The following is a 24,244-nucleotide window of genomic DNA, read 5'->3' on the forward strand; positions in this document are numbered from 1 at the left end:
GATCAGTCCTGGTCGGTCCGGGCTCAGACCTGCATCTGCAGGATCTTGTTGAAGGCGTCGAGGGCCTGGTTGCGGACCGAGACGGTCAGCTGGGTGGCGACCTGCGCCTCGCTCGCGGCGATCGTGTAGTCGTGGATGTTGCTCAGGTCGCCGGTGGCCGCCTGGACGGAGAGCTTGTCGGCCTTGTCGGTGAGGCCCTCGAGCCGGTCCAGGCCGTCGATGACCAGGTTGCCGAACTCGGCGCCGTTGGTGCTCGACGTACCGGTGGGGCCGTCGATGCCGCCGGTCACGCCCTGGACGCCGCCCATGCCGGACAGGTCGGCGGGCGCGAGGTTGCCACCGGCGACGGAGCCGGCCGAGCCGAGGGCGTCGAGCGAGGGGAAGGAGATCGGGCTGATGCTCATCACTTCTGTCCGATCTGGAGGGCCGCGGAGTAGGTGTCCTGGGCGGTCTTGGTGACCTGGACGGAGGCCTGGTAGCCGCGCTGGGCCATCACCAGCTCGCCCATCTGGTCGGCGAGGTCGATGTCGGGGGCGCGGACGTAGCCCTGCGCGTCGGCGAGCGGGTTGTCCGGCTGGCTGACCACGAGGCCGGTCGCGTCGCCGGGCGCGTAGCCGGCCACGTCGACGCCGCCGTTCGGGTCGGCCGCGAACTCGACGTAGGTCGCCTGGAAGGCGGGACCGCTCGTCGGCCGGACCGTGTTGACGTTCGCGATGTTGTCGGCGACCGCGTCGAGCCAGGTCTGGTGGGCGCCGAGTGCGGTGTTCGCGATGGCGAGCGTGTCGAAGGCGCCCATCACATGGCCGCCACGGTGCGCATGATGTCGGCCCGGTTCGAGAAGGCCTGCCCGACGATCTGGTACTGGTACTGGGTCTGGATGGCCGCCATCTCCTCCTTGCGGAGGTCGACGTTGTTGCCGTTGGCGCCGACGGGGGTGTCGGTCGGGGTCACCGTGGAGCTGATGTCGCCGTTGGACTCGCCGCGGTCGATGGCCGCCTTGAGGGCCGTCTCGAAGTCCACGCTGCGCGCCCGGAAGTTGGGGGTGTCGACGTTCGCGATGTCGTCGGAGATGACGTTCTGGCGCTCGGCCAGGCCGTTGATGGCGGTGTGCAGCACGAAGCTGACGGCATCGGACGTACCGAAGGACACGGGCTTGCCCCTTGTTCGACCCGCCGTGAGGCGGGTGTTCGGTGCCGGTCCGTCGGCGGTGGCGAGCTGTCCCTAGCTCAGGGAGGTGTTCGGCCGGTGGGGGGCGGGGCTGACCCGCTCGGGACGATGGTCCCGCCAGCTCTGCCCCTTCGGGCCGAAATCGGCCCGCGTCAGACGAGGATGACCGAGAGCAGCCCGGACCCGTACCCGGCCACGTCCACCGCGAGGTCCTCGCGGCGGCCCAGGGTGAGGGCGTGCAGGCGGACCAGCGGAGGCAGCGGCGGGCCGGCGGGGTGCAGCTCGTGGAGGCGCAGGTGGTCCGCGCCGGCGACGTTGAAGACCGACGCCGCGATGTTGAGGACCTCGTAGAGGTTGTCCTTGAGGTTGTCGTCCAGCTTGCCGTCCTCGATCGCCGCCTGGGCGCCACCGGGCGGCACCAGGCCGAGCGCGGCACCGGCGTACGCCGAGAGCGGCAGGTCGCACACGATGGCGGCCGAGATGCGGAGGCTGTCGTCGACGTACACCGCGACGGAGGCGGGCGTGTCCGGGCCGGGGGCGTAGGGGCCGCTCGGGGTGAGCGTGACCGCGCGGTCGAGCAGCTCGGTGAGCAGGTCGCGCAGCTGCTTGGGCTGGGGCAGGTGGATCGGCACGGCGTACCCCTCAGAGGACCGAGCGGAGGGCGTCGTCGAACGCCTCCGGGGTGAACGGCTTCGCGATCAGGAACGCCGCGCCGGCCGACGCCGCGCGGGTCCGCATCTCCTCGGAGCCCTCCGACGTCACGAAGCCGAACGGCACCTGGGAGCCGCTCGCGCGCAGCGCGGACAGGCAGTCGATGCCGTTCATCTCCGGCATGTTCCAGTCCGAGAGGACGAGGTCCGGCGCCTCGGTGGCCACCATGGCCAGGGCCTCGCGGCCGTTCTCGGCCTCGACGATCTCGTGGCCGCCGTGGCCGGCCTGACGCAGGGTGCGGATGACGATCTGGCGCATCACGCGGGAGTCGTCGGCGATGAGGATCTTCATGTTCTTTCCCATCCGTGGGTTGGTGCGTTCCTGGGGAGCTGGTGGATCAGTGGCTCGGGGTGTGGACCGAGAAGCGCAGCGGCTCGTCGCGCCAGCAGGCGTCGTACCGGACGGCCTCGGCGAGCTCGGAGGAGTGGGCCGCGCGCCCGGCCGCCACCATCGGCAGCGACAGCACGCTGGGGCCGGGCATCAGGCTCTTCACGTTGCCGCCGACCATGTTGACCAGCTCGCCGACCGCGTCCGCGAGGTCCGCGTCGGCGGCGTCCTCGCCGGGCGGCAGCGCCAGCATCTGGGCGGTCAGCCGGGCCGCGATGTCCGCGGAGAGCTCGACGGTGATCGTGCCCTGCCACTCGCCGCTCACCGACACCGCAGCCGACCAGGTGCCGGGGGCGTCGAAGGGGGTGCCCGGCGGGACCGCGCGGGCGGTGAGCTCCTCGTCCTCGCCGAGCAGCGCGCGCCAGACCTCGTCGGCGACCCAGTGCAGGTCGTCGAGGGCGGGGGCGTCGTAGGTCTGGGCGGTCATGCCGCACCTCCGGAGGTGAGGCCGAGCAGCTCCAGCTTCTCGGCGATGGCGTCGGGCGTGAACGGCTTGATGACGTACTCGTGCGCGCCCGCCGCGAGCGCCCGCACGATGTTGGACTGCTCGCTCTCCGTGGTCACCATCATCAGCGTGATGTTGCGCCACGCCGGGTTCTCCCGGACCTTGGTGATGAACGTGTAGCCGTCCATCACCGGCATGTTCCAGTCGATCAGGCACACGTCCGGTACGACGCCCGCCTCCAGCTGGTCGAGCGCCTCGCGGCCGTTGCCGGCCTCGGACGCCTCGAAGTCGAGGCCGGTCACGACGCGGCGCAGGATGCTCCGCATCGCCCGGGAGTCGTCGATGATCATCGCGCGCATGGTTCAGGCTCCTGTGGCGGTCAGTCGGGCCCCGAGCGTGGGGACGGTGGTCGCGGCCGCCCGGTCAGGAACCGGGGCATCGGCACGTTGATGGGTCTGCACCCGCCCGAACTGCTCGCGCCGCCAGGCGGCGGCCAGGTCCGGTGGGAAGTCGAGTGTCGTCTCGGACGAGCCGAGCATCAGGTAGCCGTGGGGGGCCACCATCGGCAGCATCCGCCGCACGATGTCGTGCTTGGTGGCGGGCTCGAAGTAGATCAGGACGTTGCGCAGCAGGATGAGGTCGAAGGTCCCCATCCCGACGTACGGCGCCGCCAGGTTCATCTGCCGGGGGTGCACCCGCTCGCGGAGCCGGTCCAGGACCTGCCACTCACGGCCCTCGCGGGTGAAGTAGCTGATCAGCCGCGTGGCCGGCAGGCCGCGGTTGACCTCGACCTGGCTGTAGCGGCCCGCGCGCACCCGGTCCACCATCTCGGTGGAGATGTCGGTCGCGACGATCTCGTAGTCCCAACCCTGGGGCAGCCGCTCCTCGCACAGCATCGCGATCGAGTAGGCCTCCTGCCCGCTGGAGCAGGCCGCGCTCCAGATCCGGATCGTCCGGTTGGGCAGGATCGCGTTGGCGGCCTGCGCCGTGCGGGCCGCGATGATCGCGGGCAGCAGGTCGTCGGTGAACACCTGGTAGGGCGAGTTGTCGCGGAACCAGCTGGTCTCGTTGATGGTGAGTGCGTCGACGGCCTTGCGTCGTTCGACCGGGTCCACGGGCAGGCGGCGCACGTAGTCGTCGATGCTCAGCCCCATGGCCTTCGCCAACGGGGTGAGTCGCGCCTGGACCAGGTACTCCTTGCCGTCGTCGTACACCATCGAGGTCTCGCGCCGGACGAGGGCGGCGACCTGAGCGAAGGTGTCGTTGGTGGGGCTCACGCGACTTCCATCGGCGACCCTCTCAGGGATGTGAGCGGTCAGCCGATGAGCGCTGTGTGGATCCCATCCGAGTGGTCGTCGTCGACGACTCAGCGCTGGTACGTCGGCTCGTCACGACCGCGCTGCGCGCCGCTCCCGACATCGAGGTCGCGGGCGTGGCCCAGGACGGGCTGGAGGCCATCGAGGTGGTCGACCGGCTGCGTCCGGACGTGGTGACCCTCGACATCGAGATGCCGCGCCTGGACGGGCTCGGCGCGCTCAGCGAGATCCGGGACCGGCACCCGCGGCTGCCGGTCATCATGTTCTCCACGCTGACCGAGCGGGGCGCGACCGCGACCCTGGACGCGCTGTCCCGCGGTGCCTCCGACTACGTCACCAAGCCCTCCAACACCGGCCAGATCGCCGACGGCATCGCCGCGATCCGCGACCAGCTCGTCCCCCGGATCCGCGCGTTGGCGCGGATGCGCCAGATGACCCCGTCGCCCGTCGCGGTACGCCGCCGGCCGGCCCCGTTCGCCGGTCCGGCGGTCCGGGCGCTGGTCATCGGCTGCTCGACCGGCGGGCCGGACGCGCTCGCGAAGCTGCTGCCGGCACTGCCCCAGGACCTCGGCGTACCGGTCCTGATCGTGCAGCACATGCCCCCGGTCTTCACCACGATGCTCGCGCAGCGCCTGGACAAGGCGTCGCCGCTGACCGTGCGGGAGGCCGCCGACGGCGACCTCGTCGCCGCGGGGACCGTCCTGCTGGCACCCGGGGACTTCCACCTTCAGGTGAGCTCGGTCGGGGGAGTGGTCCGCGCCGCCCTCGACCAGGGCCCGCAGGAGAACTTCTGCCGACCCGCCGTCGACGTGCTCTTCCGGTCCGCCGTCTCGGTCTGGGGCGGCGGCGTCCTCGCCGTCGTCCTCACCGGCATGGGCCAAGACGGGATGGTCGGTGCCCAGCTGGTGGCCTCCGCCGGCGGGCAGACCCTCGTCCAGGACGCCGAGACCTCGGTGGTGTGGGGCATGCCCGGCGCCGTCGCCAGCGCCGGCCTCGCCGCCGGGGTGCTGCCGCTCGCGGAGCTGCCGGGCGCCATCACGTCGGCGGTGCGGGCTCGGCGGGAGAGCGCCGTCGGCTGAGCGCTTCTCCTCGGGGTTGGTCTTGGGCGGCCGCACCTTGGCCGTGCGCCTCCCGCCGTCAAGGACGCTCACTTCGCCCGCGCCGCCGCTGCGCGGCCGCCAGCGCGGGTGGGTGTCGAGGCGCTAAGGACTATGGGTCACCTGGCCCATCGTTCGTAGCGGGTCGCGGTGGGGTGCAAGATCGCCCGCGCGGACGATCGTGACGCCCTTTCGGGCTGCCGAGTCCGTGAAGATCACCCGTGCGGGCGATCTTGTACCTCTTGGGCGGTCAGGCCGGGCCCGGGTTGTGCCGCGGGAGGTAAGGGGGAGTCCGCCGGGCACCACACGCCGGGAGAACTCCCCGAAGAGGATGCCCCCTCCGTGGCGGCCGCGTAGCGGCGGCGCGGGCGAAGCCCGTGCCGTTGTCGCGCCGTCCTGCCGCCCGGTAAGGACCCGGGGTCAAGGACGCGAAGCGCCGCGCAGCGGGGCGAGCGAAGCGAGCATCCTTGACGCCGGGGACCGGGCGGCTACGGTGCGGCCGCCCAGACCAGCCCCGAAGTAAGAGAGGGATCAGGTCGCCACGTCGATGTAGACCGGCACCGTTGGTCGCACGGTCGCATCGGCGATCCGGCCCAGCACCCGCCGCTGGTCGCCGGTGGTCGACATCATCCCGGGGATGGCGTCGATGAGCGCCTGCTGGCGGCGCAGCAGCTGCCGCGCGCGGAACAGGAACTCGTCGGGCACCGGGCCGAGGTCGCCGGGCGGGGCCCAGGTCGCGAGGGCGCCCCCCAGGCGTCCTCGTACCAGCCGCTCGGCCTCGGCGACGTGGGTCTCCAGGTCGCCGAGCGCGGCGTCCCAACCGGTCACCACCGGGTCGTCGGCGCTCATGACGCACCTCCGGCGGCCTTGAGCGTGGCGGCCTTCCAGGTCTCGCAGAGGTCCCGCGCCACGATGAGCGCGTCCTTCGCGGCGGTCGGCTGGTGGGTCACGTTGGCCTGGATCAGCCGGCGCTGCAGGAACCCGTAGAGGGCCATCAGCTCGCGACCGGCCGGCATGCCCTCGACGACGAGGGACGACTGCAGCTCGGTGACGATCGCCTGCGCGTGGACGAGCTGCACGTGGGCGGCCTCGATGTCCTGCGCGATCAGGGCCCGCAGGCCGCGCTCGCAGTCGAGGACCAGTCGCTCGAAGAGCATGACCAGGAGCCGTGCGGGGGTGGCGGTGGCGACCGAGTTGCCTTGGTACGCCGTACGCGCGGAGAACTGTGTGCTGGACATGGCGAGCTCCTCAGCCCTTGTTGTTCTGCGACCAGCCGCCGTCCAGCGAGGACAGGGCGGAGGACAGCCACGACTGCTGGGACTGGAGTTTGCTCAGCGTCGTCTCGAGGTTGGTGTACATGGACTCCAGCGCCGTCTGCTTCATCGCGAGGCGGGTGTCCCAGGCGTCGATGTCGTCGTTCTCCGACGCGATGCGGTCGTTGAGCGACTTGATCGACTGACTGATGGTTCCGGATGCCGGCAGGCTCGCGCCCTCGGAGACCTTGAGGACCCGTGAGGCCCAGCCGGCGGTCCCGGTGAACGCGGCCTGTACGCCGGACGGGTCGGCCTGGTAGGCGGTCTGGAACTTGTCGGCGTCGAAGGTCAGGGTGCCGTCGCGGTCGATGTCGAGCCCGTACGACGCCATGGAGGTGCCGTCCTTGGGGAAGATCGTCATCCGCAGCGCGTTCACGACGCTCGCCAGGTCCTGGTTCCCGGCCAGGATCCCGGCGTCGTTGGACGAGCCGCTCGTGCTGGTGCCCAGCTGCGAGCTGTACTTGGTCTGCGCGGCGATGTCGGACAGCAGCTCGTTGATCTGCTTGACGAACTGGTTGACGCCGTTGGCGCGCGCGGCCCCGTCGTCGGCGACGGTGACCGCGATCGGCTGCCCGATCGGCGTCGCGCCGCCGAGGGTCACGGTGACGCCGGGCAGCAGCGAGGTGAGCGTGTTGCTCGACGAGCTCACCGTGATCCCGGCCCCGACCGACACCGAGGCGTCCGAGCCGGCGACCGAGACCGCCCCGCCGAGCAGCGTGCTCCCGTCGGAGGTGGCGACGGAGAGCGAGCCGGCACCCGTGGCGGCCGCCGAGATCAGCAGCCGCACCTGGCCGTTGCCGGCGTTCACGGCGCTGGCCTGCAGCAGCTTCGAGCCGTCGCTTCCGGTCGCCTTGTTCATGTTCGCGATGAGCGTGGACAGCTTGCCGTCGCCGGTGTCGACCGTGACGAGCGAGCCGTCGTTCATCGTGACCTGGAGCGTGGTGCCGGCGGTGGCGACGACGTCGGTGAGTGCGGCCGAGGTCGCGTAGCCGAGCTGTGCGGGGCTGGCGATGGAGTTGACCGTGATCGACAGGTTGCCCTGGCTCGCCGCGCTGGTCGCGGCCACGGTGACGGCCGTGCTCGACGAGGTCGTGGTGAGCTGGGTCCAGGTGCTGCCGGTCTTGAAGCTGTCCGAGGTGGTGCTGATCGCCGCGAGCCCGCTGTTGATCGACTGGAGCGCGCTGACCTGCGCCTGCTGGAAGCTGACGCGGTGCTTGATCGCGGTCTGCGGCGCCGACTCCACCGACATCAGCGAGCTGATGATCGCGGAGGTGTCCAGGCCGCTGGCGATGCCGCTGATCTGGAGGGCGCCCGTGGCGCTCGTGCTGGTACCACTCGTGGTCATCGACGACTCCTGTCGGGACTCAGGGGGAGAACGCACGAGTGCCGGTGGGGCCGGGGCCCCACCGGCACTCAGGTGCTACGCGTGACCAGGGGTCACTGCAGCAGGGACAGCACGCTCTGGGCCGACGAGTTCGCCTGCTTGAGCATCGACGTGCCGGCCTGCGACAGGATCTGGGTCCGGGTGTAGTTGCTCATCTCAGCCGCCATGTCGGTGTCCGTGATGGCGCTGTTGGACGCCTGGAGGTTCTCCTGGGTGACCGACAGGTTGTTGATCGTGTGCTGCAGGCGGTTCTGCACGGCACCGAGGTTCGCCCGGAGGGTCGACACCGACTGGATGGAGGTGTCGAGGTCGCCGAGCGCGGCGTTGAAGTTGTCCGCCGTCGAGCCGCTGCCGAGGGAGGCCGCGCCGCTGAGCAGCGTGCCGCTGGACAGGTCCACCGCGTTGGCGCCACCCGAGGTCAGGTCGACCTCGATCTGGTTCGACGTGCCGCTGGCCGAGCCGACCTGGAACTTCAGGTCCGCGGTGCCGTCGAGCAGGTTGGTGCCGTTGAAGCTCGTGGTGCTCTTGATCCGGTCGAGCTCGGCGCCCAGGGCCGTGATCTCCGTACCGATGTCGCCACGGGCGTTGCTGTCGTTGCTGTCGTTCGCGCCCTGGACGGTCAGGGTGCGGACGCGCTGCAGGATCGACTGCACCTCGGTGAGGGCACCGTCCGCGGTCTGGACGACGTTGATGCCGTCCTGGGAGTTGCGGACGGCCTGGCCGATGCCGTTGATCTGGGCGGTGAGGCCCTGGCTGATGGCGAGGCCGGCGGCGTCGTCGGCCGCCTTGTTGATGCGCAGGCCGGAGGACAGGCGCTCGACCGAGGCGCTCATCGACGTCTGGGTGGTGCTGAGGTTGCGGTACGCGGTCAGTGCGTCGATGTTGGTGTTGATGCGGAGGCTCATGGTGATTCCTTCCTGGATTCATTTGCCTGGGTTCTCGGAGCCCGTCCGTGGACTCCGTCGCGGTGTCATTCGGTCGGCGGCCGACGCGGTTGAGCCGTTGCGGCCGGGAATTTCCGGACGGGGCGGTGTCAGGTCCGCGCGGACCGGGCCGATGAGCACTCCGTGAAGATCTTCGTCTGGACGCGCGCGGGCCTCGGCAACGGCGGCTTCCACTACCGCGTGAACGCGCCGCTCACCGAGGCGGCGTGGCAGGGACTCGCCCGGTTCGACTTCGGCGCCCAGCTCGGTGTCGGCGCTGCGGTGGGGGCCGACGTGATCGTCGGCCAGGGGCCGGTCCAGAAGCTCGCCGACGCGGTCGAGGAGCTCAGCACGGTGGCGCCCCGCCCGAGGATCGCGGTGCTCGAGCACGACGACGACTACCTGAGCCCGCGGCCGGACAACCCGATGTTCGCGGCCGACAGGATCACCCACGAGCAGTACGTCGCGCGGGTGCTGCCCGAGATCCGCCGCTCGCTGGAGCGCGCCGACCTCGTGACCGTCTCGACGCCGTACCTCGCCGAGACCTACGCCCAGCACACCGACGCACCCATCGTCGTGCTGCCGAACACCATCGACGAGGTCCTGCTCGAGGTGCCGCAGCCGGTACGCCGGCCGGGCGAGCAGCTGCGGGTCGGCTGGGCCGGGAGCGCGACGCACGTCCTGGACTGGCGGGTGTGCGCCGACGGCGTGCGCTACGGGCTGAGCAAGGCCCGTGCCCACCTGGTGATGATGGGCGCCGACTTCCGCGGGCTGGTCGGCTACAAGGACGCGGAGTTCCTGCCGTGGGCCGGGTCGATCGACGAGTACTACCTGCCCCTGACGACCTGGCACGTGGCGCTCGCGCCACTGGCCGACGACGCGTTCAACCGCTCGAAGTCGGCGCTGAAGGCGCTCGAGGCCGGCGCCTTCGGCGTCCCGCTGGTCGCCAGCGACGCCGGTCCCTACCGGGACTTCGTGGTGCACGGCGAGACCGGCTTCCTCTGCCGCACCGACAGCGACTGGATGAAGGCGCTGCGCGCGCTGTCCCAGGACGAGGAGATGCGCCGGGCGATGGGCCTGCGGGCCCGCGAGGTGGCGCGCTCCTTCACCACCCAGGCGTGGGCGCCGCGGTGGATCGAGGCCTACCGGGCGGCGTACGGGGCGAAGTTCCCCGCCGACGCCGTCGTCCCCGCCTGAGGCGGGGCGGCGCTCAGTCGCCGTACTCGTGAGCGACGAACACCCGGCGTACCTGCTCGTCGAAGGCGTCGCGCTCGTCGGCCACGGCCGCGCGGTAGGACTTCTGCAGGTCGGCGTGGTGCTGCGGATCGGCGAGGACCGCCCGGATCCGCTCGGCGGCCAGCTCCGGCAGCTGCGGCGTCGCGTCCACCTTGTGCTCACGCGGCAGCGCTACGTCGACGTGGTACGCCGCCGATCCGCGGCGCGCCACCACGACCGTGGCGCCGGCCAGCGAGGCCTCCCGCGGGAGCCGGTCGCGGCCGGGGTGGTGGCCCAGGTCGAGGTAGATGGCGGAGCGCGACAGGGTCGCGGCGACCTCGTCGGGGGTCATGCCACGCAGCGGCACGAACTCCACGTCGGGCAGCTCGGCCTTGACCAGCTCGGTGATCACCGCGGCCTTGGACGGGTTGTAGGCCACCGTCCGGCCGCGCTCAGCCGGCGGCAGGCCGCCGTCGAAGCGCGACGCGTCGGTCCAGTCGGTGAGCGTGGAGCCGGTGACGCCGAGCCGGGTGAACAGGTAGCTCCAGGCGTACTGCGACTGGGTCAGGTGGCGCATGCTCCGCATCCGCTCGACGTCGAGCGGCTCGTTCTCGGTCGGTGCGTTGATGGTGACCTGCCAGGGGTCGCGGGACTGCCAGTCGGCCCGGAAGAACGGCGCGTTGTCGATGCTCAGCCACCAGCCGAAGACCTCGAGGTGCCGCCCGCCGCCGAGGCCGGCCAGGTAGACCTCCGGGACGACCACGGCGCAGCCGGGTGCGTCGACGACCGACGGCGACTCGGGGGCGTCGTACTTCTCGTAGTCGGGCACGCGCTGCTGGTCCCGGAAGCCGGGATGGGTCACCAGCGTCGCCTCCTGGCCGTTGCGGCGCAGGCTGTCGACGAGCTGGTGCAGCGCCTCGGGGCCGCCGGTGCGCAGCCCGCGCGGGTAGAAGACGTAGACGTGCTCGAAGGCCATGACCGTGCTCGTCAGCCGGCGACCTGGTCGACGGCGCGCAGCGGACGGACCGTGCCCTGCGCGTGCCGGGCGGCGACCGCGGCGAAGTAGGCCTCGCGGCGACGGTGTGCGACGCCGCCGGCCTTGCCGGGGACGGGCTTGACCAGGCCCGGCTCGAGGGCGTGGTTGAGGGCGTCGCGCAGCAGCACGAGCGCCTCGGCGCGCATCTGGGAGATGCGCGAGTCGGTGACGCCGAGCTCGGCCGCGATGTCGGCCATCGGACGCTCGGCGAAGAAGTAGTCCTGGACGACGATGCGCAGCCGGTCGGGCAGCTCCTCGATCGCCTCGCGGAGGTACTCCAGCTTCTCCGACTGCTCCAGCAGGTCCTCCGGCGACGGCGCCCGGTGGGGGACCAGCTCGTCGATCGGGGTGGTGGTCGATCCCTGCAGGGACAGCACCTGGGCGCGGGCGACGTCGTCGTCGTTCGCGGCGACCTCGTCCACGGTGAGGCCGGCGGCCTGGGCCACCTCTGTCGGCGACGCCGTGCGACCCAGCGCGTTGGCCAGGGCCGACCGGGTCTCGGACAGGTCGCGCGCCCGGCGGCGTACCGAGCGCGAGGCCCAGTCGATGGAGCGCAGCTCGTCGAGCAGCGCGCCGCGGATGCGGGTGGCGGCGTACCGGTCGAACGGGACGCCCCGCTCGGCGTCGTACGCACGGGCCGCGAGGACCAGTGCGGTGAGGCCCGCGGAGGTGAGGTCGTCGCGGTTCACGTGGCTCGGAACCCGGCCCATGGTCTCGCGGACGATGTGGCCGACGAGCTGCATGTGGCTGGTGATCAGCTCCTCCTCGCCGAGGGTCTCGACGGCGTTCCCGAGGGAGGATGCGGAGGTGTCGGTTGGCTTGCTCACACGTAGCACAGTGGGGCCGCCGGACCTGGTAGCGGAACGATTTCGGGACCCAACGGGTCCCTGTTCGGGCGAATTCAGGACATGGGTCCCTGCCGGTCCTAGTCAGAAGGTGCCGGGGTGACTAGTCCCGAGCGACCCGCGTTCATCAGGGCCGCTGACCGATCGCCGGGTTCTGCACGATCGTGCGAATCGCTCAGGTCCCGACGATCCGGAGCCGATCATTCCGGCGATGACGAACCGGAAAGGTTGACGACGTGGACAAGCTGTCCCAGATCCTCTGGCGCGAACGCGAGCTGCTCGAGCACCTCGCCTACGAGCTCGAGGTCGAACGACTGGTCCTGGCCAGCGGCCGCACCAAGTGGCTGGCCCGCGCGACCCGTGACATCGACGAGACGCTGTCGGACATCCGCTCCACCGAGGTCCTGCGCGCCGTCGCGGCCGACGAGGCCGCCGAGCAGCTCGGCATGACGCCGAACCCCTCGCTGGCCGGTCTCGCCGAGGCCGTGGGCGACCCGTGGCGGGGCATCCTGCTCGAGCACCGCGACGCCTTCCTCTCCGCCGCCCGCGAGATCGCGGAGCTGTCCGAGGAGAACAAGGGCCTGCTCAGCGCCGGCTTCCGCTCGGCCCAGGAGGCCCTCCTCTCCATCGGCGGCACGTCGACCGAGGGCTACACCCACGACGGCCGCTCCGTGGCCGAGGCGCCCCGCCGCCGACTCGTCGACAGGAGCCTCTAGTGACCGGCACCTTCTCCTCGCTGGGCTCCGCGCTGTCGGGCCTGCGCTACAACCAGGTCCTCATGGACACCGCCGGCAACAACATCTCCAACGCCTCGACCGACGGCTACGTCCGGCGTACCGTCCAGGGCGGCTCGGTCAGTGCCGGCGCGGTCGCGCTGTGGTCGACGTACGACGGACACGGCGACGGTGTCGCGGTCCAGAGCGTCGACCGTACGACGGACGCGCTGCTCACCTCCCGCGTCCGCCGCGAGCACGCGAGCCTCACCTACCTGACCACCCAGCAGACCGCGCTCAGCCGGATCGAGGACGGCATCGGGGAGCCCGGCGACAGCGGGGTGGCCGCCGCGCTGCAGACCTTCAACGCGTCCTGGCAGGCGCTCGGGAACAACCCGGGTGACGCCGCCTCGCGCCAGCAGGTCATCGGCGACGGGCAGTCCCTGGCACGGGCCATCAACGCCCAGGCCAACAACATCACCGGCGAGGAGGCCGACCAGCGGCTGCACCTGATGTCGAACGTCTCCGACATCAACACCGCGGCATCGGGTCTCGCGACGCTCAACCTGCACATCCTGCAGGGCGAGCAGTCCGGCCTCGACGTGAACACCCTCAAGGATCAGCGCGACCAGCTCGCCCTCAAGCTGGCGAACCTCGCCGGTGGCACCGTCAGCACCGAGGCCAACGGGATGTACGACGTCACGGTCGGCGGCACGCCCCTCGTGACCGGCCAGAGCGCCGGCACCCTGGTGATCGACACCGGGATCACCGCGAGCGGCGCGTCCGACGGCAACCCGATCACCTTCCGCATCGACGACGCCACCGGGTCGACCCCGGTCGGCGGCGCGCTCGGCGGCGAGGCGGGTGCGGTGACGGACCTGCTGACGACCACCCTGCCCGACTACAAGGCCGGCCTCGACGCGATCGCCCAGCAGCTCACCACGGCGATCAACTCGGTGCACCAGAGCGGCTACGACCTGGCGGGCAACCCGGGCGGCGCCTTCTTCACCTACAACGCCTCCGACCCCGCGGGCTCGCTCGCGGTGGCCATCACCGACACGAGCCTGCTCGCCGCCTCCGGCATCCCCGGCGGCAACATCGACGGGGGCAACGCCTACACGCTGAGCACCTCGACCACCGGGGTGAAGGACGCCTACCAGCAGCTGGTCAACGGCTTCGGCACCAAGGTCGCCGCGATCAACCAGCAGGCCACCAACCAGGTCACGCTCACCGACTCGCTCGACGGGTCCTGGGAGCAGCAGGCGGGTGTCAGCATCGACGAGGAGACCGTGAACCTGGTGACGGCACAACGCGGCTACCAGGCGGCGGCGCGGGTGATGACGACCATCGACGACATGCTCGACACGCTCATCAACCACACCGGTCTGGTCGGGAGGTAGCGATGGTCATCGGACGCGTGACCCAGCGGATGACGACGGCGCACTCGATCGACGCCATCCAGCAGACCCTGGGCCGGATGGCCAAGACCCAGGAGCAGATGGCGACCGGCCGCCTGCTCAACCGGCCCTCGGACAACCCCACCGACACCACGGCCGCGATGCGGCTGCGCGACTCGATGGCCGCGAACTCGCAGTACAGCCGCAACGCCACCGACGGCCTCGGCTGGCTGACCCGGATCGACTCCACGCTCGCCTCCGTCACGACGTCGGTGCAGCGGGCCTACACGCTCGCGCTCAAGGGCGCCAACAGCGGCAGCATGGGCCCGGCCGCGCTCGGCTCGCTGGCCGACGAGATCGACGGCATCCGCTCCAGCATGCTGGCCGACGCGAACGCGACGTACCTGAACCGGCCGGTCTTCGGAGGCGTGACCAGCGGGGACACGGCGTACGACACCAGCGGGACCTACGTCGGCACCACCGGCAACGTGACGCGCCGGATCGCCGACGGGGTCAACGTCAACGTCAACGTCGACGGCACCGCCGTGTTCGGCAGCGGCGCGAGCTCGGTCTTCCAGGAGCTCTCCGACCTCTCCACCGCGCTGCGGTCGGGAAGCGACGCCGGCATCTCGGCGGGCATCAGCGCGATGCAGGCCCGGATCGACACCGTCACCTCGGCGCGTACGTCGGCGGGCGTGGTCTACCAGCAGGTGCAGAACGCCGGCGACGCCGCGTCGTCCGCGCAGCTGCAGATGAAGTCCAGCCTCTCGACGCTGGAGGACGTGGACCTCGCGTCGGCCACGGTCAACCTGCAGAGCCAGCAGGTGGCCTACCAGGCGGCACTCGCCGCGACCTCCAAGACGATCCAGCGCAGCCTGCTGGACTTCCTGAGCTGAAGGGCACGTACGCGATGATGACGACCATGGTGACAGGGGAGACCGCAGCGCCGACCGACCTGGTGGAGGTGCCGGTCATCGACCTGGTCCGACCGCTGCCGGGGTTCCCCGACGACGACCGGTTCGCGCTGGTGCGGATGGACGAGGAGGGCGTGCTGTTCGGCTTCCGCTCGCTGGGCGGGTCCGGGCTGGAGTTCGTCGTCGTCCCGCCGGCGACCTTCCGGTCCGACTACGCGCCGGAGATCGGCGACGACGTGGTCGAGGACCTCGCGATCACCGACGCCGACGACGTGATGGTGTTCGTGCTGGTGCGTGCCGGGGCCTCGCTGGCCGACACCACGATCAACCTGCGGGCGCCGATCGTCCTCAACACGGTGAACCACCGGGCGTGCCAGGTGATCCTGGACGACCCCGAGCTCCCCATCGCAGCGCCCATCGTCGGGTAACGTCGACCCTGTGCTTGTTCTTTCGCGTCGGGTGGGGGAGAGCGTCGTCATCGGCGACGACGTGACCGTCACGGTCCTGGAGGTGCGTGGCGACGTCGTCCGCATCGGGATCGACGCGCCGCGCTCGGTGACCGTCCACCGTGCCGAGCTGCTCGCCGAGCTCGCCGACGCCAACGCCGAGGCGGCCTCGCCGTCGCCCGATGCCGTCGCCTCGCTGACCGAGGCGCTCAAGTCCCGCAAGTAGCGGGGATCAGCCCCAGGCCGCCGGCGCGATGATCCACATCAGCTCGGCCGGACGCTTGGGGTCCAGGTTGCGCCACGTGTGCGGCTCGCGGCCCTTGAAGGTCAGCGTGTCACCGGTGCCGAGCTCGACCGTCGTGTCGACCATGACCACCTCGAGCCGTCCCTTGAGGACGTGGACCACCTCGACGTCGCAGTCCAGCGTGTAGAGGTCGTCGCCACCGGAGCCGCCGGCCTCGACCGTCGAGCGCACCACCTGCAGCTGCGGTTGGCCGCGCGGGGTGAGCAGCCGCTCGTCGACCCCGTCGCCCACCAGCAGGATGCCGGGGGCGTCCTGGGCGCGGACGACGTCGTACTCGGGCGCCTCGAAGAGCGAGCCGATCGGCAGCGAGAGCACCTCGCAGATCACCTGCAGCGTCGCGACGCTGGGAGAGGTCTCGTCGCGCTCGAGGCGGCTGAGGAAGCTCTTCGTGAGCCCGGCCGCGCCGGCCACGTTGTCCAGCGTCAGGCCCTGGCGGACCCGGGCGGCGCGCAGGCGCGCGCCGATGCGGGAGCGCTGTCCGGGCTCGGCGGAGACGGGCTTGACCATGCGGGAACCCTAACGGGCGGGCGACGCTGCGGCGCAGGAAGGGGGTTGACTAATACGACACTTCTGTCCACCATAGGACAACACGGAGTTGTGGTCCACCTCACTCCGCGACCGGCCCGCCCGACCCGAAGGACTGCCCGATGGAGACTGAAAACGCCGACACCGGCTTCGCTCCGGCGCCGCTGATCGAGGTCCGCTCGATCGACTGGGTGCCGCACGCCGAGCGCCGCGGCAAGCTCTGGCACCAGCTGCCCCTGTGGTTCACCGGCAACTTCCAGTACTTCTCGATCCCGATCGGCTTCATCGGCCCAAGCCTCGGTCTCCCGCTCGGCTGGACCGCGCTCGCCGGTGCGCTGGGCATCCTGATCGGCACCCTGTTCATGGCCTTCCACGCCTCGCAGGGCCCGCAGCTCGGCCTGCCGCAGCTCATCCAGTCCCGCGGTCAGTTCGGCTACCGGGGCGTGATCATCCCGCTCGCGGCCACCCTGTTCACCTACCTGGCGTTCAACATCGCCGACCAGGTGCTCGTCGGCCTCGGTCTGCACGATGCCTTCGGGTGGAGCGCGCAGGCGGTCGCCGTCGGCGCGGCGGTGATCGCGGCCGTGCTCGCGATCCTCGGCCACGACTGGCTGCACCGGGCGTTCCGCTCGATCCTGCTGCTCCTGCTCCCGCTGACGACGGTGCTCACCATCGGGGTCATCCTCGGCCAGGGCGGCGGCGCCGCGCCCGCCGATCCGGGGCACTTCACCTGGGTCGCGTTCATGGCGCAGCTGTCGGCCGCCGCGGCGTACAACATCACCTACGCGCCGTACGTCTCCGACTACTCCCGCTACCTGCCCGCGAACACCAAGCCGTCCGCGGTCATCGTGTCCGTCTTCGTCGGCGCCAGCGGCGCGGCGATCTGGCTGATCACGCTCGGTGCGTGGATGGCGACCCGGCTCGGTGCCGAGGACGGCCTGGCCGGCCTGCAGCTCGCGGGCAACAACGTGATCCCGCACCTGGGCAGCATCGTCGCCGCGCTGTCGGCGCTCGCGCTGGTCGCGACGATGGGCATGAACGCCTACGGCGGAGCCCTCACCGTGCTGACCGCCGTGGACTGCTTCCGGCCGTTCACCCCGTCGCGCCGGGCCCGGATCATCGCCATCCTCGGCCTCACCGTGGTCTGGTACGTCGTCGGCCGCTCGATCAGCGCCGACGCCGTCAACACCGTGTTCGTGGCACTCACGCTGATGCTCTACCTGCTGGTGCCGTGGACCGCGACCAACCTGGTCGACTTCTTCGTCGTCCGCCGCGGCCACTACTCGATCGGCGAGCTGTTCCGCGTCGACGGCGTCTACGGGATCTGGTCCTGGCGCGGCCTGGTGGCGTACGCCGCCGGCCTGGTCGCCGAGATCCCGTTCATGGTGATCAACCCGGCCGGGAAGCACCACTTCTTCGGCCCGGTCGCGAAGTCCCTCAACGAGGTGGATCTCGCGTGGTTGGTGGGCCTGCTCGTCACCGGCGTCGTCTACCTGCTGCTCGCCCGGACCATCGACCTGGCCGCCGAGGCCACCCTGCCCCAGGAGCCCGTCACCCTCGGAGAGGTTCCCGCATGACCATCCCCACCCCGCCCGTCGGCCCCGTCGACGCGTCCGTCGACCCGCGCTACAGCGGGTTCGCCACCTTCGCCCGGCTGCCCCGGCTCGACGACGTCGGTGATGCCGACACGGTGATCTGGGGCGTCCCGTTCGACACCGGCGTCAGCTTCCGCCCGGGCGCCCGGTTCGGGCCGGCCCACGTCCGGCAGAGCTCGCGGCTGCTGCGGCCCTACAACCCGGCGCAGGACAGCGAGCCGTTCGCCCGGGCGCAGGTCGCCGACGGCGGCGACCTGGGGGTCAACCCGTTCGACATCGGCCAGGCGATCACCCAGATCGAGGGCGCGGCACGGGATCTGTCCGGCACCGGTCGCAGCCTGGTGACGATCGGCGGCGACCACACGATCGCCCTCCCGCTGCTGCGGGTGCAGGCCGAGCGGCACGGCCCGATCGCGGTGCTGCACTTCGACGCCCACCTCGACACCTGGGACACCTACTTCGGGGCGCCCTACACGCACGGGACCCCGTTCCGCCGGGCCTCCGAGGAGGGGCTGATCGACCTCGAGCACTCGATGCACGTGGGCCTGCGCGGCCCGCTGTACAGCCGCCTGGACCTCGACGAGAGCGAGCGGCTCGGCTTCGCCGCCGTGCACTGCCGCGACTTCGCGCGCCAGCCGCTGGACGACATCATCAACCGGGTCCGCGCGCGGCTCGGCGACCGGCCGGTCTACGTCACGCTGGACATCGACGTGCTCGACCCGGCCTTCGCTCCCGGCACCGGTACGCCGGAGGCGGGCGGGTTGAGCAGCATGCAACTGCTGGAGGTCCTGCGGGGACTCGAGGGCCTCAACGTGATCGGCGCCGACATCGTCGAGGTGTCGCCGGCCTACGACCACGCCGAGATCACCGGCATCGCGGCCGCGCACACCGTCTACGAGCTGCTCAGCATCCTGCCGGGGCGCGCGTGAGGGCCCCGCTGACCGAGCGCGAGGTGCTCGCGGCGGCGGACGGGCTGGTCGAGGCGTTCGCGGCGACCGACACGGCGGCGTACTTCTCCTGCTTCACACCGGACGCCACCTTCGTCTTCCACCCCGAGCCGCACCGCTTCGACGACCGCGCGACCTACGAGGACGTGTGGCAGGGCTGGCTCGACGAGGGGTGGCGGGTCGTGTCGTGCTCCAGCACCGAGCGGCTGGTCCAGGTGCTCGGCGACACGGCGGTGTTCAGCCACCGCGTCCACACCGTCGTCGACGTGGAGGGCGAGCGGACGGCCACCGACGAGCGCGAGACGATCGTGTTCACCCGGACGACCGACGGGCTGCTCGCCGTGCACGAGCATCTGTCACCCGTGCCGGCTTAGCCCTCAGACGTCCCTCCCTGCAGCCGATCAAAGGCTGCGAAGGGAGGGACGCTGTGACCCAGAACGACGAAGACGCGGAGATCATCGCCGAGTTCCTCGTGGAGTCCCACGAGAACCTCGACCAGCTCGACCGCGACCTGGTCGAGCTCGAGCGCGACCCGAGGTCCCGGGAGCTGCTCTCGAGCATCTTCCGCACGATCCACACGATCAAGGGGACCAGTGGGTTCCTCGCCTTCAACCGGCTCGAGCAGCTGACGCACGTCGGCGAGACCCTGCTGTCGCGCTTGCGCGACGGCGTGGAGCAGATGTCCCCGGAGATCGCGGAGGCTCTGCTGCACATGGTCGACGTGACCCGTGCGCTGCTCGAGGCGATCGAGCGCACGGGAGCCGACACCGACCCATCGGTCGCGGTCGACCCCGTGGTGCAGGTGATCGAGCGGTTGCTCGCCGGAGATCCCGCGCCGGCGACCGCGACCGAGGAGCCTGCACCCACCCCTGCGACCGGCAGCGCCGAGGAACCCATCGAGGTCGGCGCCCCGGCAACCGTGTCCCCGGACGGGAGCGTTCCGGCGCCGCCGGTCGCAGGGGAGGGGACCACCACCAGCGACGCGGACGGCTCGCCCGAGGCCGACGCGGACGCGGACGCCGACACCGCGGACGTCCCGGAGCCGTCGGACGTCCCGGAGGCGTCGGAGCGGCCCGAGGGCTCGTCCGGCTGGGACGGCATCGAGCGCCGCGGCGTCCAGCCCCCGGAGGCCAGCGAGTCCGCCGAGCCGTGGGACGGGACGGACCGGCGTACCGTCGTCGACGCCTCGGTCCGCGTGGACGTGGACCTGCTCGACACCCTCGTCGACCTCGTCGGCGAGCTGGTCCTGACCCGCAACCAGCTGCTGCAGCGCACGCTCGCGGCCGGTGACGTCGAGCTGGTGCGCGCCAGCCAGCGGCTCGACCTGGTGGCCAGCGAGCTGCAGGAGTCGGTCATGAAGACCCGCATGCAGCCCATCGGCCAGGTCTGGTCCAAGATGCCGCGCGTCGTCCGCGACCTCGCCCACCAGCTGGGCCGCGAGGTCGAGCTGGTCATGGAGGGACACGAGACCGAGCTGGACCGGAGCCTGCTGGAGGCCCTCAAGGGGCCGCTCACGCACCTGGTCCGCAACTCGATGGACCACGGCATCGAGCTCCCGGCCGACCGCGTCGCCGCCGGCAAGCCCGCCAAGGGGACCCTGGTCCTGCGGGCCTTCCACGAGTCCGGCCAGGTCGTCGTCGAGATCAAGGACGACGGCAAGGGCATCGACCCGGAGAAGATCGCCGCCGTCGCGCTGCAGCAGGGTGTCGCCACCCGCGAGCAGCTCGCCCGGATGGACACCCGCGAGGTGCTCAGCCTGATCTTCCGCCCCGGCTTCTCCACCGCCAGCGAGGTCTCCAACATCTCCGGCCGTGGCGTCGGCATGGACGTCGTGCGCACCAACATCGAGCGGATCGGCGGCAGCGTCGACCTGCAGAGCGAAGCCGGGCGCGGTACGACGGTCCGGGTCCGCATCCCGCTCACCCTCGCCATCATCCCCGCGCTGGTCGTAGGGGAGGGGGCCGAGCGCTACGCGATCCCGCAGGCCAACCTGGTCGAGCTGGTCCGCCTCGAGGGCGAGGACCTGCGCCGCCAGGTCGAGCGGCTCGCCGGGGCGCCCGTGTTGCGCCTGCGTGGACGCCTGTTGCCCCTGGTGCATCTCGCCGAGGCGCTCGGCGGGTCCGTCGACAACGCCGAGGCCCTCACCGTGGTCGTGCTCCAGTCCGACGACACGCGCTTCGGGCTGTGCGTCTCCGAGGTGCACGACACCCAGGAGATCGTGGTCAAGCCGATCGGCCGCCAGCTCAAGTCGCTCGGCATGTACGCCGGCGCGACCATCATGGGCGACGGCCGGGTGGCGCTGATCCTCGACGTCGCCGGCATGGGCGTGGACGCCGGCATCGGCAGCGTGGTCGCCGAGTCGGCCGACGCGCGGACCGACGTCGCGGCCGACCTGGCCTCGTTCCTGGTGCTCGAGGTCGCCGACGGCCGCCGTGCTGCCCTGCCCCTCGGGGCGGTCGCCCGGCTCGAGGAGTTCGCCCTGGACCGGATCGAGCGCTCGGGCGCGGCCGAGGTCGTGCAGTACCGCGACGGCATCCTGCCGCTGGTGCGCCTGGCCTCCGCGATCGGCCTGCCCGACACCAGCCACCTGCAGGACCAGCTCAGCGTCGTCGTGCACGAGCGCGACGAGGGTGCGGTCGGCATCGTCATCGACCGGGTCCTCGACGTGGTCGACACCTCCGTGGTCCCCACCGAGGTGGGCCGGCGCAGCGGAGTGCTCGGCAGCGCGATCGTCCAGGAGCGGGTCACCGACCTGGTCGACCTGGCCGCCGTGGTGGCGTCGCTGGGAGGTGCGGCATGAGCAGCGCCGTACTGGACTCCCTCGCGCAGAAATACTGCACGTTCTGGGTGGACGACCTGTTCTTCGGGGTCTCCGTCGCAGAGGTCCAGGAGGTCCTCCGCACCCAGCCGATGACCCCGGTCCCGCGAGCCGCCGAGGCCGTGACCGGCCTGATCAACCTGCGCGGCCAGATCGTGACCGCGGTCGACCTGCGCGTGCGGCTCGGCCTGCCGCCGCGCGACCCAGAGACCCCGCCGATGAACGTCATCGTGCGCAGTCGTGGCGAGGTGGTCAGCATCCTCGTCGACGACATCGGCGACGTCATCGACACTGCCGGCATCGAACCCGAGCCGGTCCCCTCGAACATGCCGTTCCAGTTGCAGGAGGTCGTCTCCGGGGTCCGTCCCCTGACCGACTCGATCCTGCTGGTGCTGGACGCAGACCGCGCGGTCGACGTCTCGACCGTGCCCGACACCAGCGGAGGAAAACCGTGACCGAGATCCTCAACAGCCCGGCGTCCGCGAACGGCACCCGGCCGTCCTCGCGCGGCAAGTCCGCGCCCGTCGTGACGGAGGGCGTGGACCTGTCCCGGCTGCCCGACGTCCTGGAGTCCATCCCGACCCGCGTCATGCTGGCCGACCGCGACTTCACCATCACCTACGCCAACAAGGCCACGCTGGAGGGTCTGGAGAAGCTCCGGGAGTTCCTGCCGGTCACTCCGGAGGCGGTGGTCGGCTCCAACGTGGACATCTTCCACAAGAACCCCGCCTACCAGCGCGGCCTCCTCGCGACCGCGGACCACCTGCCGCGCCGCGCCTACATCCAGGTCGGTCCCGAGACCCTCGACCTCAACGTCGCCGCGATCCGCGACGAGTCGGGGGAGTACGTCGGCGCGATGGCCACGTGGGACGTCGTCACCGAGAAGCTGGAGCTCGAGAAGCGCGTCGCGCGGATCAGCTCGATGATGGAGAACTCCCCGACGAACATGATGTTCGCGGACCGCGAGTTCGTCATCCGCTACATGAACCCGACCTCGCTGGAGACGCTGCGCAAGCTCGAGCAGCACCTGCCGGTCAAGGCCGACGACGTGGTCGGCTCGAGCCTGGACATCTTCCACAAGACCCCGTCGTACCAGCGTGGCATCCTCGCCGACGAGAAGCAGCTCCCGCGTCGCGCGAACATCAAGGTCGGCCCGGAGACGCTCGACCTGCTGGTGAGCCCGATCCGCGACGACGAGGGCGCCTACATCGGCGCGATGGCGACCTGGGAGGTCATCACCGACCGGCTGCGCGACGAGCAGTTCCGCGCCGAGGCCGAGGCGGACACCGCCGCGGTCAACAAGCTGCTGTCCAGTCTCTCGGCGGCCAACGACATCGACAGCGCCGTCCAGACCGCGCTCGACACCGTGCGGGGCGAGTTCGGCTGGGCCTACGGCTCGTACTGGACCGTCGACCAGACCGACCGGCTGCTCAAGTTCGACCGCGAGTCCGGCGACGCCGGCCCGGAGTTCCGGGCCGTGACGCTGACCGCCACCTTCGCCGAGGGCGTCGGCCTGTCCGGCCGGGCGTGGGCGCAGCGCGACCTCTACTTCACCCAGGACATCGGCGAGATGACCGACTGTGTCCGCGCACCCGTCGCCCAGGCGGCCGGCGTGAAGTCGGGCGTCTGCTTCCCGATCATGGTCAACGGCGAGGTCGTCGGCACGATGGACTTCTTCGCCACCGAGACCCTGCAGCCGAGCGAGCAGCGACTCGCGGCGCTGCGCAACGTCGGGCGCCTGGTGTCCCAGGCGATCGAGCGGATCCGCCGCGAGGCGGACGACCGCGCGGCCGCCGCCGACCTGGCGACGAAGGTCCAGATGATCCTCGACGTCGTCTCGGCCGCCGCCACCGGCGACCTGACCCGCGAGCTCACCGTCGAGGGCGACGATGCAGTCGGCCAGGTGGCGGACGGCCTGCGGAGCCTGATGACCACGCTGCGCGAGTCGATGGGCAACATCGGCGGGACGGCGGAGACGCTGGCCGCCGCCGCCGACCAGCTGACCGGGCTGGCGCAGGGGATGGGCCAGGGCGCCGCGATGACGTCGGACCGGGCCGGCTCGGCCTCGTCCGCCTCGGTCCAGGTCTCCGCGTCCATCCAGACCGTGGCGACCGCCGCGGAGGAGATGACCGCGTCGATCCGTGAGATCGCCAAGAACGCGACCGAGGCGGCCACCGTGGCCACCGACGCCGTGACCGTCGCCTCCGAGGCGCAGGGCACCGTGGCCTCGCTGGGCGAGTCCAGCGCGGAGATCGGGCAGGTCATCAAGGTGATCACCTCGATCGCCCAGCAGACCAACCTGCTGGCCCTCAACGCCACCATCGAGGCGGCCCGCGCCGGCGACGCCGGCAAGGGCTTCGCGGTGGTCGCGAACGAGGTCAAGGAGCTGGCCAAGGAGACCGCCAAGGCGACCGAGGAGATCGGTCAGAAGATCGAGGCGATCCAGTCCGACACCCAGGGCGCGGTCTCGGCGATCAGCCGGATCGCCGAGGTGATCGCCCGGATCAACGACATCCAGTCCACGATCGCCTCCGCGGTCGAGGAGCAGACGGCCACGACCAACGAGATCGCCCGCTCGGTCACCGAGGCGGCGGCCGGCGCCAACGGCATCGCCGAGGACGTCACCCAGGTGGCCACGGCGGCCGCCGAGACCCGCTCCGGAGCCGAGGACACCCTCACCTCCGCCACCGAGCTCACCGGCATGGCCGGCGAGCTCAAGGACCTAGTCGCCCGCTTCCAGCTGTGA

General features: G+C 71.2%; 28 protein-coding genes. 13 read left to right on the forward strand and 15 right to left on the reverse strand.

Annotation, left to right across the window (positions count from 1 at the left end):
- Window positions 1-23: 23 nt before the first annotated feature.
- From ACYU8V_RS14670 to ACYU8V_RS14705, 8 genes are all read right to left on the reverse strand, one after another.
- Entirely contained in the window at window positions 24-404 is a 381-nt protein-coding gene (locus tag ACYU8V_RS14670; RefSeq protein ID WP_460848382.1) for a flagellar hook-basal body complex protein FliE, read from the reverse strand.
- Window positions 404-796: a flagellar basal body rod protein FlgC gene (locus ACYU8V_RS14675; RefSeq protein ID WP_460848383.1), complete on the reverse strand. Its 393-nt coding sequence runs from the start codon at window positions 794-796 to the stop codon at window positions 404-406. Before ACYU8V_RS14675 ends, ACYU8V_RS14670 begins: the two co-directional genes overlap by 1 nt.
- Entirely contained in the window at window positions 796-1,149 is a 354-nt protein-coding gene (locus tag ACYU8V_RS14680) for a flagellar basal body rod protein FlgB (RefSeq protein ID WP_460848384.1), read from the reverse strand. Before ACYU8V_RS14680 ends, ACYU8V_RS14675 begins: the two co-directional genes overlap by 1 nt.
- A gap of 170 nt (window positions 1,150-1,319) precedes the next feature.
- Complete coding sequence (locus ACYU8V_RS14685; protein WP_460848385.1) at window positions 1,320-1,799, reverse strand: hypothetical protein; 480 nt, start codon at window positions 1,797-1,799, stop codon at window positions 1,320-1,322.
- A 10-nt stretch (window positions 1,800-1,809) separates the two neighbouring features.
- Window positions 1,810-2,169, reverse strand: a complete 360-nt coding sequence (locus tag ACYU8V_RS14690) for a response regulator (RefSeq protein ID WP_460848386.1) — start codon at window positions 2,167-2,169, stop codon at window positions 1,810-1,812.
- 46 nt (window positions 2,170-2,215) lie between these two features.
- On the reverse strand, window positions 2,216-2,692 hold the full coding sequence (locus ACYU8V_RS14695; RefSeq protein ID WP_460848387.1) for a chemotaxis protein CheX: 477 nt from the start codon (window positions 2,690-2,692) through the stop codon (window positions 2,216-2,218).
- Entirely contained in the window at window positions 2,689-3,069 is a 381-nt protein-coding gene (locus tag ACYU8V_RS14700) for a response regulator (protein WP_460848388.1), read from the reverse strand. The genes ACYU8V_RS14695 and ACYU8V_RS14700 overlap by 4 nt, the downstream gene beginning before the upstream one ends.
- Before the next feature lie 3 nt (window positions 3,070-3,072).
- The gene (locus ACYU8V_RS14705; RefSeq protein ID WP_460848389.1) at window positions 3,073-3,987 is read right to left on the reverse strand and encodes a CheR family methyltransferase; all 915 of its coding nucleotides are present in this window, start codon (window positions 3,985-3,987) and stop codon (window positions 3,073-3,075) included.
- A gap of 56 nt (window positions 3,988-4,043) precedes the next feature.
- On the opposite strand from ACYU8V_RS14705, the gene ACYU8V_RS14710 reads away from it, so the two are divergent.
- Window positions 4,044-5,105, forward strand: a complete 1,062-nt coding sequence (locus ACYU8V_RS14710) for a protein-glutamate methylesterase/protein-glutamine glutaminase (RefSeq protein WP_460848391.1) — start codon at window positions 4,044-4,046, stop codon at window positions 5,103-5,105.
- Between the two features lie 549 nt (window positions 5,106-5,654).
- On the opposite strand, the gene ACYU8V_RS14715 is transcribed toward ACYU8V_RS14710, so the two are convergent.
- The 4 genes from ACYU8V_RS14715 to ACYU8V_RS14730 all read right to left on the reverse strand — a co-directional run bounded on the left by ACYU8V_RS14715 (window position 5,655) and on the right by ACYU8V_RS14730 (window position 8,725).
- The gene (locus tag ACYU8V_RS14715; RefSeq protein WP_460848392.1) at window positions 5,655-5,972 is read right to left on the reverse strand and encodes a hypothetical protein; all 318 of its coding nucleotides are present in this window, start codon (window positions 5,970-5,972) and stop codon (window positions 5,655-5,657) included.
- Window positions 5,969-6,361 (reverse strand): flagellar export chaperone FliS, encoded by a 393-nt coding sequence (fliS, locus tag ACYU8V_RS14720; protein WP_460848394.1) that lies wholly within the window; start codon window positions 6,359-6,361, stop codon window positions 5,969-5,971. Before fliS ends, ACYU8V_RS14715 begins: the two co-directional genes overlap by 4 nt.
- Window positions 6,362-6,371: 10 nt before the next feature.
- Entirely contained in the window at window positions 6,372-7,781 is a 1,410-nt protein-coding gene (gene fliD, locus ACYU8V_RS14725; RefSeq protein WP_460848396.1) for a flagellar filament capping protein FliD, read from the reverse strand.
- A gap of 92 nt (window positions 7,782-7,873) precedes the next feature.
- Entirely contained in the window at window positions 7,874-8,725 is an 852-nt protein-coding gene (locus ACYU8V_RS14730; RefSeq protein ID WP_460848398.1) for a flagellin N-terminal helical domain-containing protein, read from the reverse strand.
- A gap of 162 nt (window positions 8,726-8,887) precedes the next feature.
- Here ACYU8V_RS14730 and ACYU8V_RS14735 point away from each other — a divergent pair, with 162 nt between their 5' ends.
- A complete protein-coding gene (locus tag ACYU8V_RS14735; protein ID WP_460848399.1) occupies window positions 8,888-9,940 on the forward strand; it encodes a glycosyltransferase in 1,053 nt (350 codons plus the stop codon).
- A gap of 13 nt (window positions 9,941-9,953) precedes the next feature.
- Here the strand turns inward: ACYU8V_RS14735 and ACYU8V_RS14740 are convergent, their stop codons facing one another.
- Window positions 9,954-10,934, reverse strand: a complete 981-nt coding sequence (locus tag ACYU8V_RS14740) for a hypothetical protein (RefSeq protein WP_460848400.1) — start codon at window positions 10,932-10,934, stop codon at window positions 9,954-9,956.
- A gap of 11 nt (window positions 10,935-10,945) precedes the next feature.
- A complete protein-coding gene (locus ACYU8V_RS14745; protein ID WP_460848401.1) occupies window positions 10,946-11,821 on the reverse strand; it encodes a sigma-70 family RNA polymerase sigma factor in 876 nt (291 codons plus the stop codon).
- Window positions 11,822-12,075: 254 nt separating this feature from the next.
- Between ACYU8V_RS14745 and ACYU8V_RS14750 the strand changes: the two genes are divergently transcribed.
- Genes ACYU8V_RS14750 through csrA form a run of 5 tightly spaced genes read left to right on the forward strand, consistent with a single transcriptional unit; the run spans window position 12,076 to window position 15,535 of the window.
- Entirely contained in the window at window positions 12,076-12,555 is a 480-nt protein-coding gene (locus tag ACYU8V_RS14750; protein WP_460848403.1) for a flagellar protein FlgN, read from the forward strand.
- Complete coding sequence (gene flgK / locus ACYU8V_RS14755) at window positions 12,555-13,952, forward strand: flagellar hook-associated protein FlgK (RefSeq protein WP_460848405.1); 1,398 nt, start codon at window positions 12,555-12,557, stop codon at window positions 13,950-13,952. The genes ACYU8V_RS14750 and flgK overlap by 1 nt, the downstream gene beginning before the upstream one ends.
- Before the next feature lie 2 nt (window positions 13,953-13,954).
- Window positions 13,955-14,845, forward strand: a complete 891-nt coding sequence (flgL, locus tag ACYU8V_RS14760) for a flagellar hook-associated protein FlgL (protein WP_460848407.1) — start codon at window positions 13,955-13,957, stop codon at window positions 14,843-14,845.
- 26 nt (window positions 14,846-14,871) lie between these two features.
- Window positions 14,872-15,291: a flagellar assembly protein FliW gene (gene fliW / locus ACYU8V_RS14765; protein ID WP_460848409.1), complete on the forward strand. Its 420-nt coding sequence runs from the start codon at window positions 14,872-14,874 to the stop codon at window positions 15,289-15,291.
- Window positions 15,292-15,301: 10 nt separating this feature from the next.
- Entirely contained in the window at window positions 15,302-15,535 is a 234-nt protein-coding gene (csrA, locus tag ACYU8V_RS14770; protein ID WP_460848411.1) for a carbon storage regulator CsrA, read from the forward strand.
- Between the two features lie 6 nt (window positions 15,536-15,541).
- Here csrA and ACYU8V_RS14775 read toward each other — a convergent pair whose 3' ends face one another.
- Window positions 15,542-16,120, reverse strand: a complete 579-nt coding sequence (locus ACYU8V_RS14775) for a helix-turn-helix domain-containing protein (RefSeq protein ID WP_460848412.1) — start codon at window positions 16,118-16,120, stop codon at window positions 15,542-15,544.
- 140 nt (window positions 16,121-16,260) lie between these two features.
- Between ACYU8V_RS14775 and ACYU8V_RS14780 the strand changes: the two genes are divergently transcribed.
- From ACYU8V_RS14780 to ACYU8V_RS14805, 6 genes are read left to right on the forward strand one after another with little or no spacing between them, the layout of a single operon-like run.
- Entirely contained in the window at window positions 16,261-17,715 is a 1,455-nt protein-coding gene (locus ACYU8V_RS14780) for a purine-cytosine permease family protein (RefSeq protein WP_460848414.1), read from the forward strand.
- Window positions 17,712-18,662 carry an agmatinase gene (gene speB, locus ACYU8V_RS14785; RefSeq protein ID WP_460848416.1) on the forward strand — a complete coding sequence of 317 codons (951 nt, stop codon included), beginning with the start codon at window positions 17,712-17,714 and terminating at the stop codon, window positions 18,660-18,662. Before ACYU8V_RS14780 ends, speB begins: the two co-directional genes overlap by 4 nt.
- Window positions 18,659-19,054 (forward strand): YybH family protein, encoded by a 396-nt coding sequence (locus ACYU8V_RS14790; protein WP_460848418.1) that lies wholly within the window; start codon window positions 18,659-18,661, stop codon window positions 19,052-19,054. Before speB ends, ACYU8V_RS14790 begins: the two co-directional genes overlap by 4 nt.
- Window positions 19,055-19,107: 53 nt before the next feature.
- Window positions 19,108-21,480, forward strand: a complete 2,373-nt coding sequence (locus ACYU8V_RS14795; protein ID WP_460848419.1) for a chemotaxis protein CheW — start codon at window positions 19,108-19,110, stop codon at window positions 21,478-21,480.
- Window positions 21,477-21,953, forward strand: a complete 477-nt coding sequence (locus ACYU8V_RS14800) for a chemotaxis protein CheW (RefSeq protein ID WP_460848421.1) — start codon at window positions 21,477-21,479, stop codon at window positions 21,951-21,953. Before ACYU8V_RS14795 ends, ACYU8V_RS14800 begins: the two co-directional genes overlap by 4 nt.
- Complete coding sequence (locus tag ACYU8V_RS14805) at window positions 21,950-24,244, forward strand: methyl-accepting chemotaxis protein (RefSeq protein WP_460848422.1); 2,295 nt, start codon at window positions 21,950-21,952, stop codon at window positions 24,242-24,244. The genes ACYU8V_RS14800 and ACYU8V_RS14805 overlap by 4 nt, the downstream gene beginning before the upstream one ends.

This window comes from Nocardioides ultimimeridianus (genome assembly GCF_054777895.1).

Excerpts from the sequence above, each read along its gene's own strand:
- ACYU8V_RS14730 (WP_460848398.1), bottom strand. The coding sequence starts at position 8,725 with ATGAGCCTCCGCATCAACACCAACATCGACGCACTGACCGCGTACCGC.
- ACYU8V_RS14715 (WP_460848392.1), bottom strand. The coding sequence starts at position 5,972 with ATGAGCGCCGACGACCCGGTGGTGACCGGTTGGGACGCCGCGCTCGGC.
- ACYU8V_RS14775 (WP_460848412.1), bottom strand. The coding sequence starts at position 16,120 with ATGGTCAAGCCCGTCTCCGCCGAGCCCGGACAGCGCTCCCGCATCGGC.
- speB (WP_460848416.1), top strand. The coding sequence starts at position 17,712 with ATGACCATCCCCACCCCGCCCGTCGGCCCCGTCGACGCGTCCGTCGAC.
- ACYU8V_RS14675 (WP_460848383.1), bottom strand. The coding sequence starts at position 796 with ATGGGCGCCTTCGACACGCTCGCCATCGCGAACACCGCACTCGGCGCC.
- ACYU8V_RS14695 (WP_460848387.1), bottom strand. The coding sequence starts at position 2,692 with ATGACCGCCCAGACCTACGACGCCCCCGCCCTCGACGACCTGCACTGG.
- fliS (WP_460848394.1), bottom strand. The coding sequence starts at position 6,361 with ATGTCCAGCACACAGTTCTCCGCGCGTACGGCGTACCAAGGCAACTCG.
- ACYU8V_RS14700 (WP_460848388.1), bottom strand. The coding sequence starts at position 3,069 with ATGCGCGCGATGATCATCGACGACTCCCGGGCGATGCGGAGCATCCTG.
- fliW (WP_460848409.1), top strand. The coding sequence starts at position 14,872 with ATGGTGACAGGGGAGACCGCAGCGCCGACCGACCTGGTGGAGGTGCCG.
- ACYU8V_RS14780 (WP_460848414.1), top strand. The coding sequence starts at position 16,261 with ATGGAGACTGAAAACGCCGACACCGGCTTCGCTCCGGCGCCGCTGATC.
- ACYU8V_RS14740 (WP_460848400.1), bottom strand. The coding sequence starts at position 10,934 with ATGGCCTTCGAGCACGTCTACGTCTTCTACCCGCGCGGGCTGCGCACC.
- ACYU8V_RS14670 (WP_460848382.1), bottom strand. The coding sequence starts at position 404 with ATGAGCATCAGCCCGATCTCCTTCCCCTCGCTCGACGCCCTCGGCTCG.
- fliD (WP_460848396.1), bottom strand. The coding sequence starts at position 7,781 with ATGACCACGAGTGGTACCAGCACGAGCGCCACGGGCGCCCTCCAGATC.
- ACYU8V_RS14690 (WP_460848386.1), bottom strand. The coding sequence starts at position 2,169 with ATGAAGATCCTCATCGCCGACGACTCCCGCGTGATGCGCCAGATCGTC.
- flgL (WP_460848407.1), top strand. The coding sequence starts at position 13,955 with ATGGTCATCGGACGCGTGACCCAGCGGATGACGACGGCGCACTCGATC.
- ACYU8V_RS14800 (WP_460848421.1), top strand. The coding sequence starts at position 21,477 with ATGAGCAGCGCCGTACTGGACTCCCTCGCGCAGAAATACTGCACGTTC.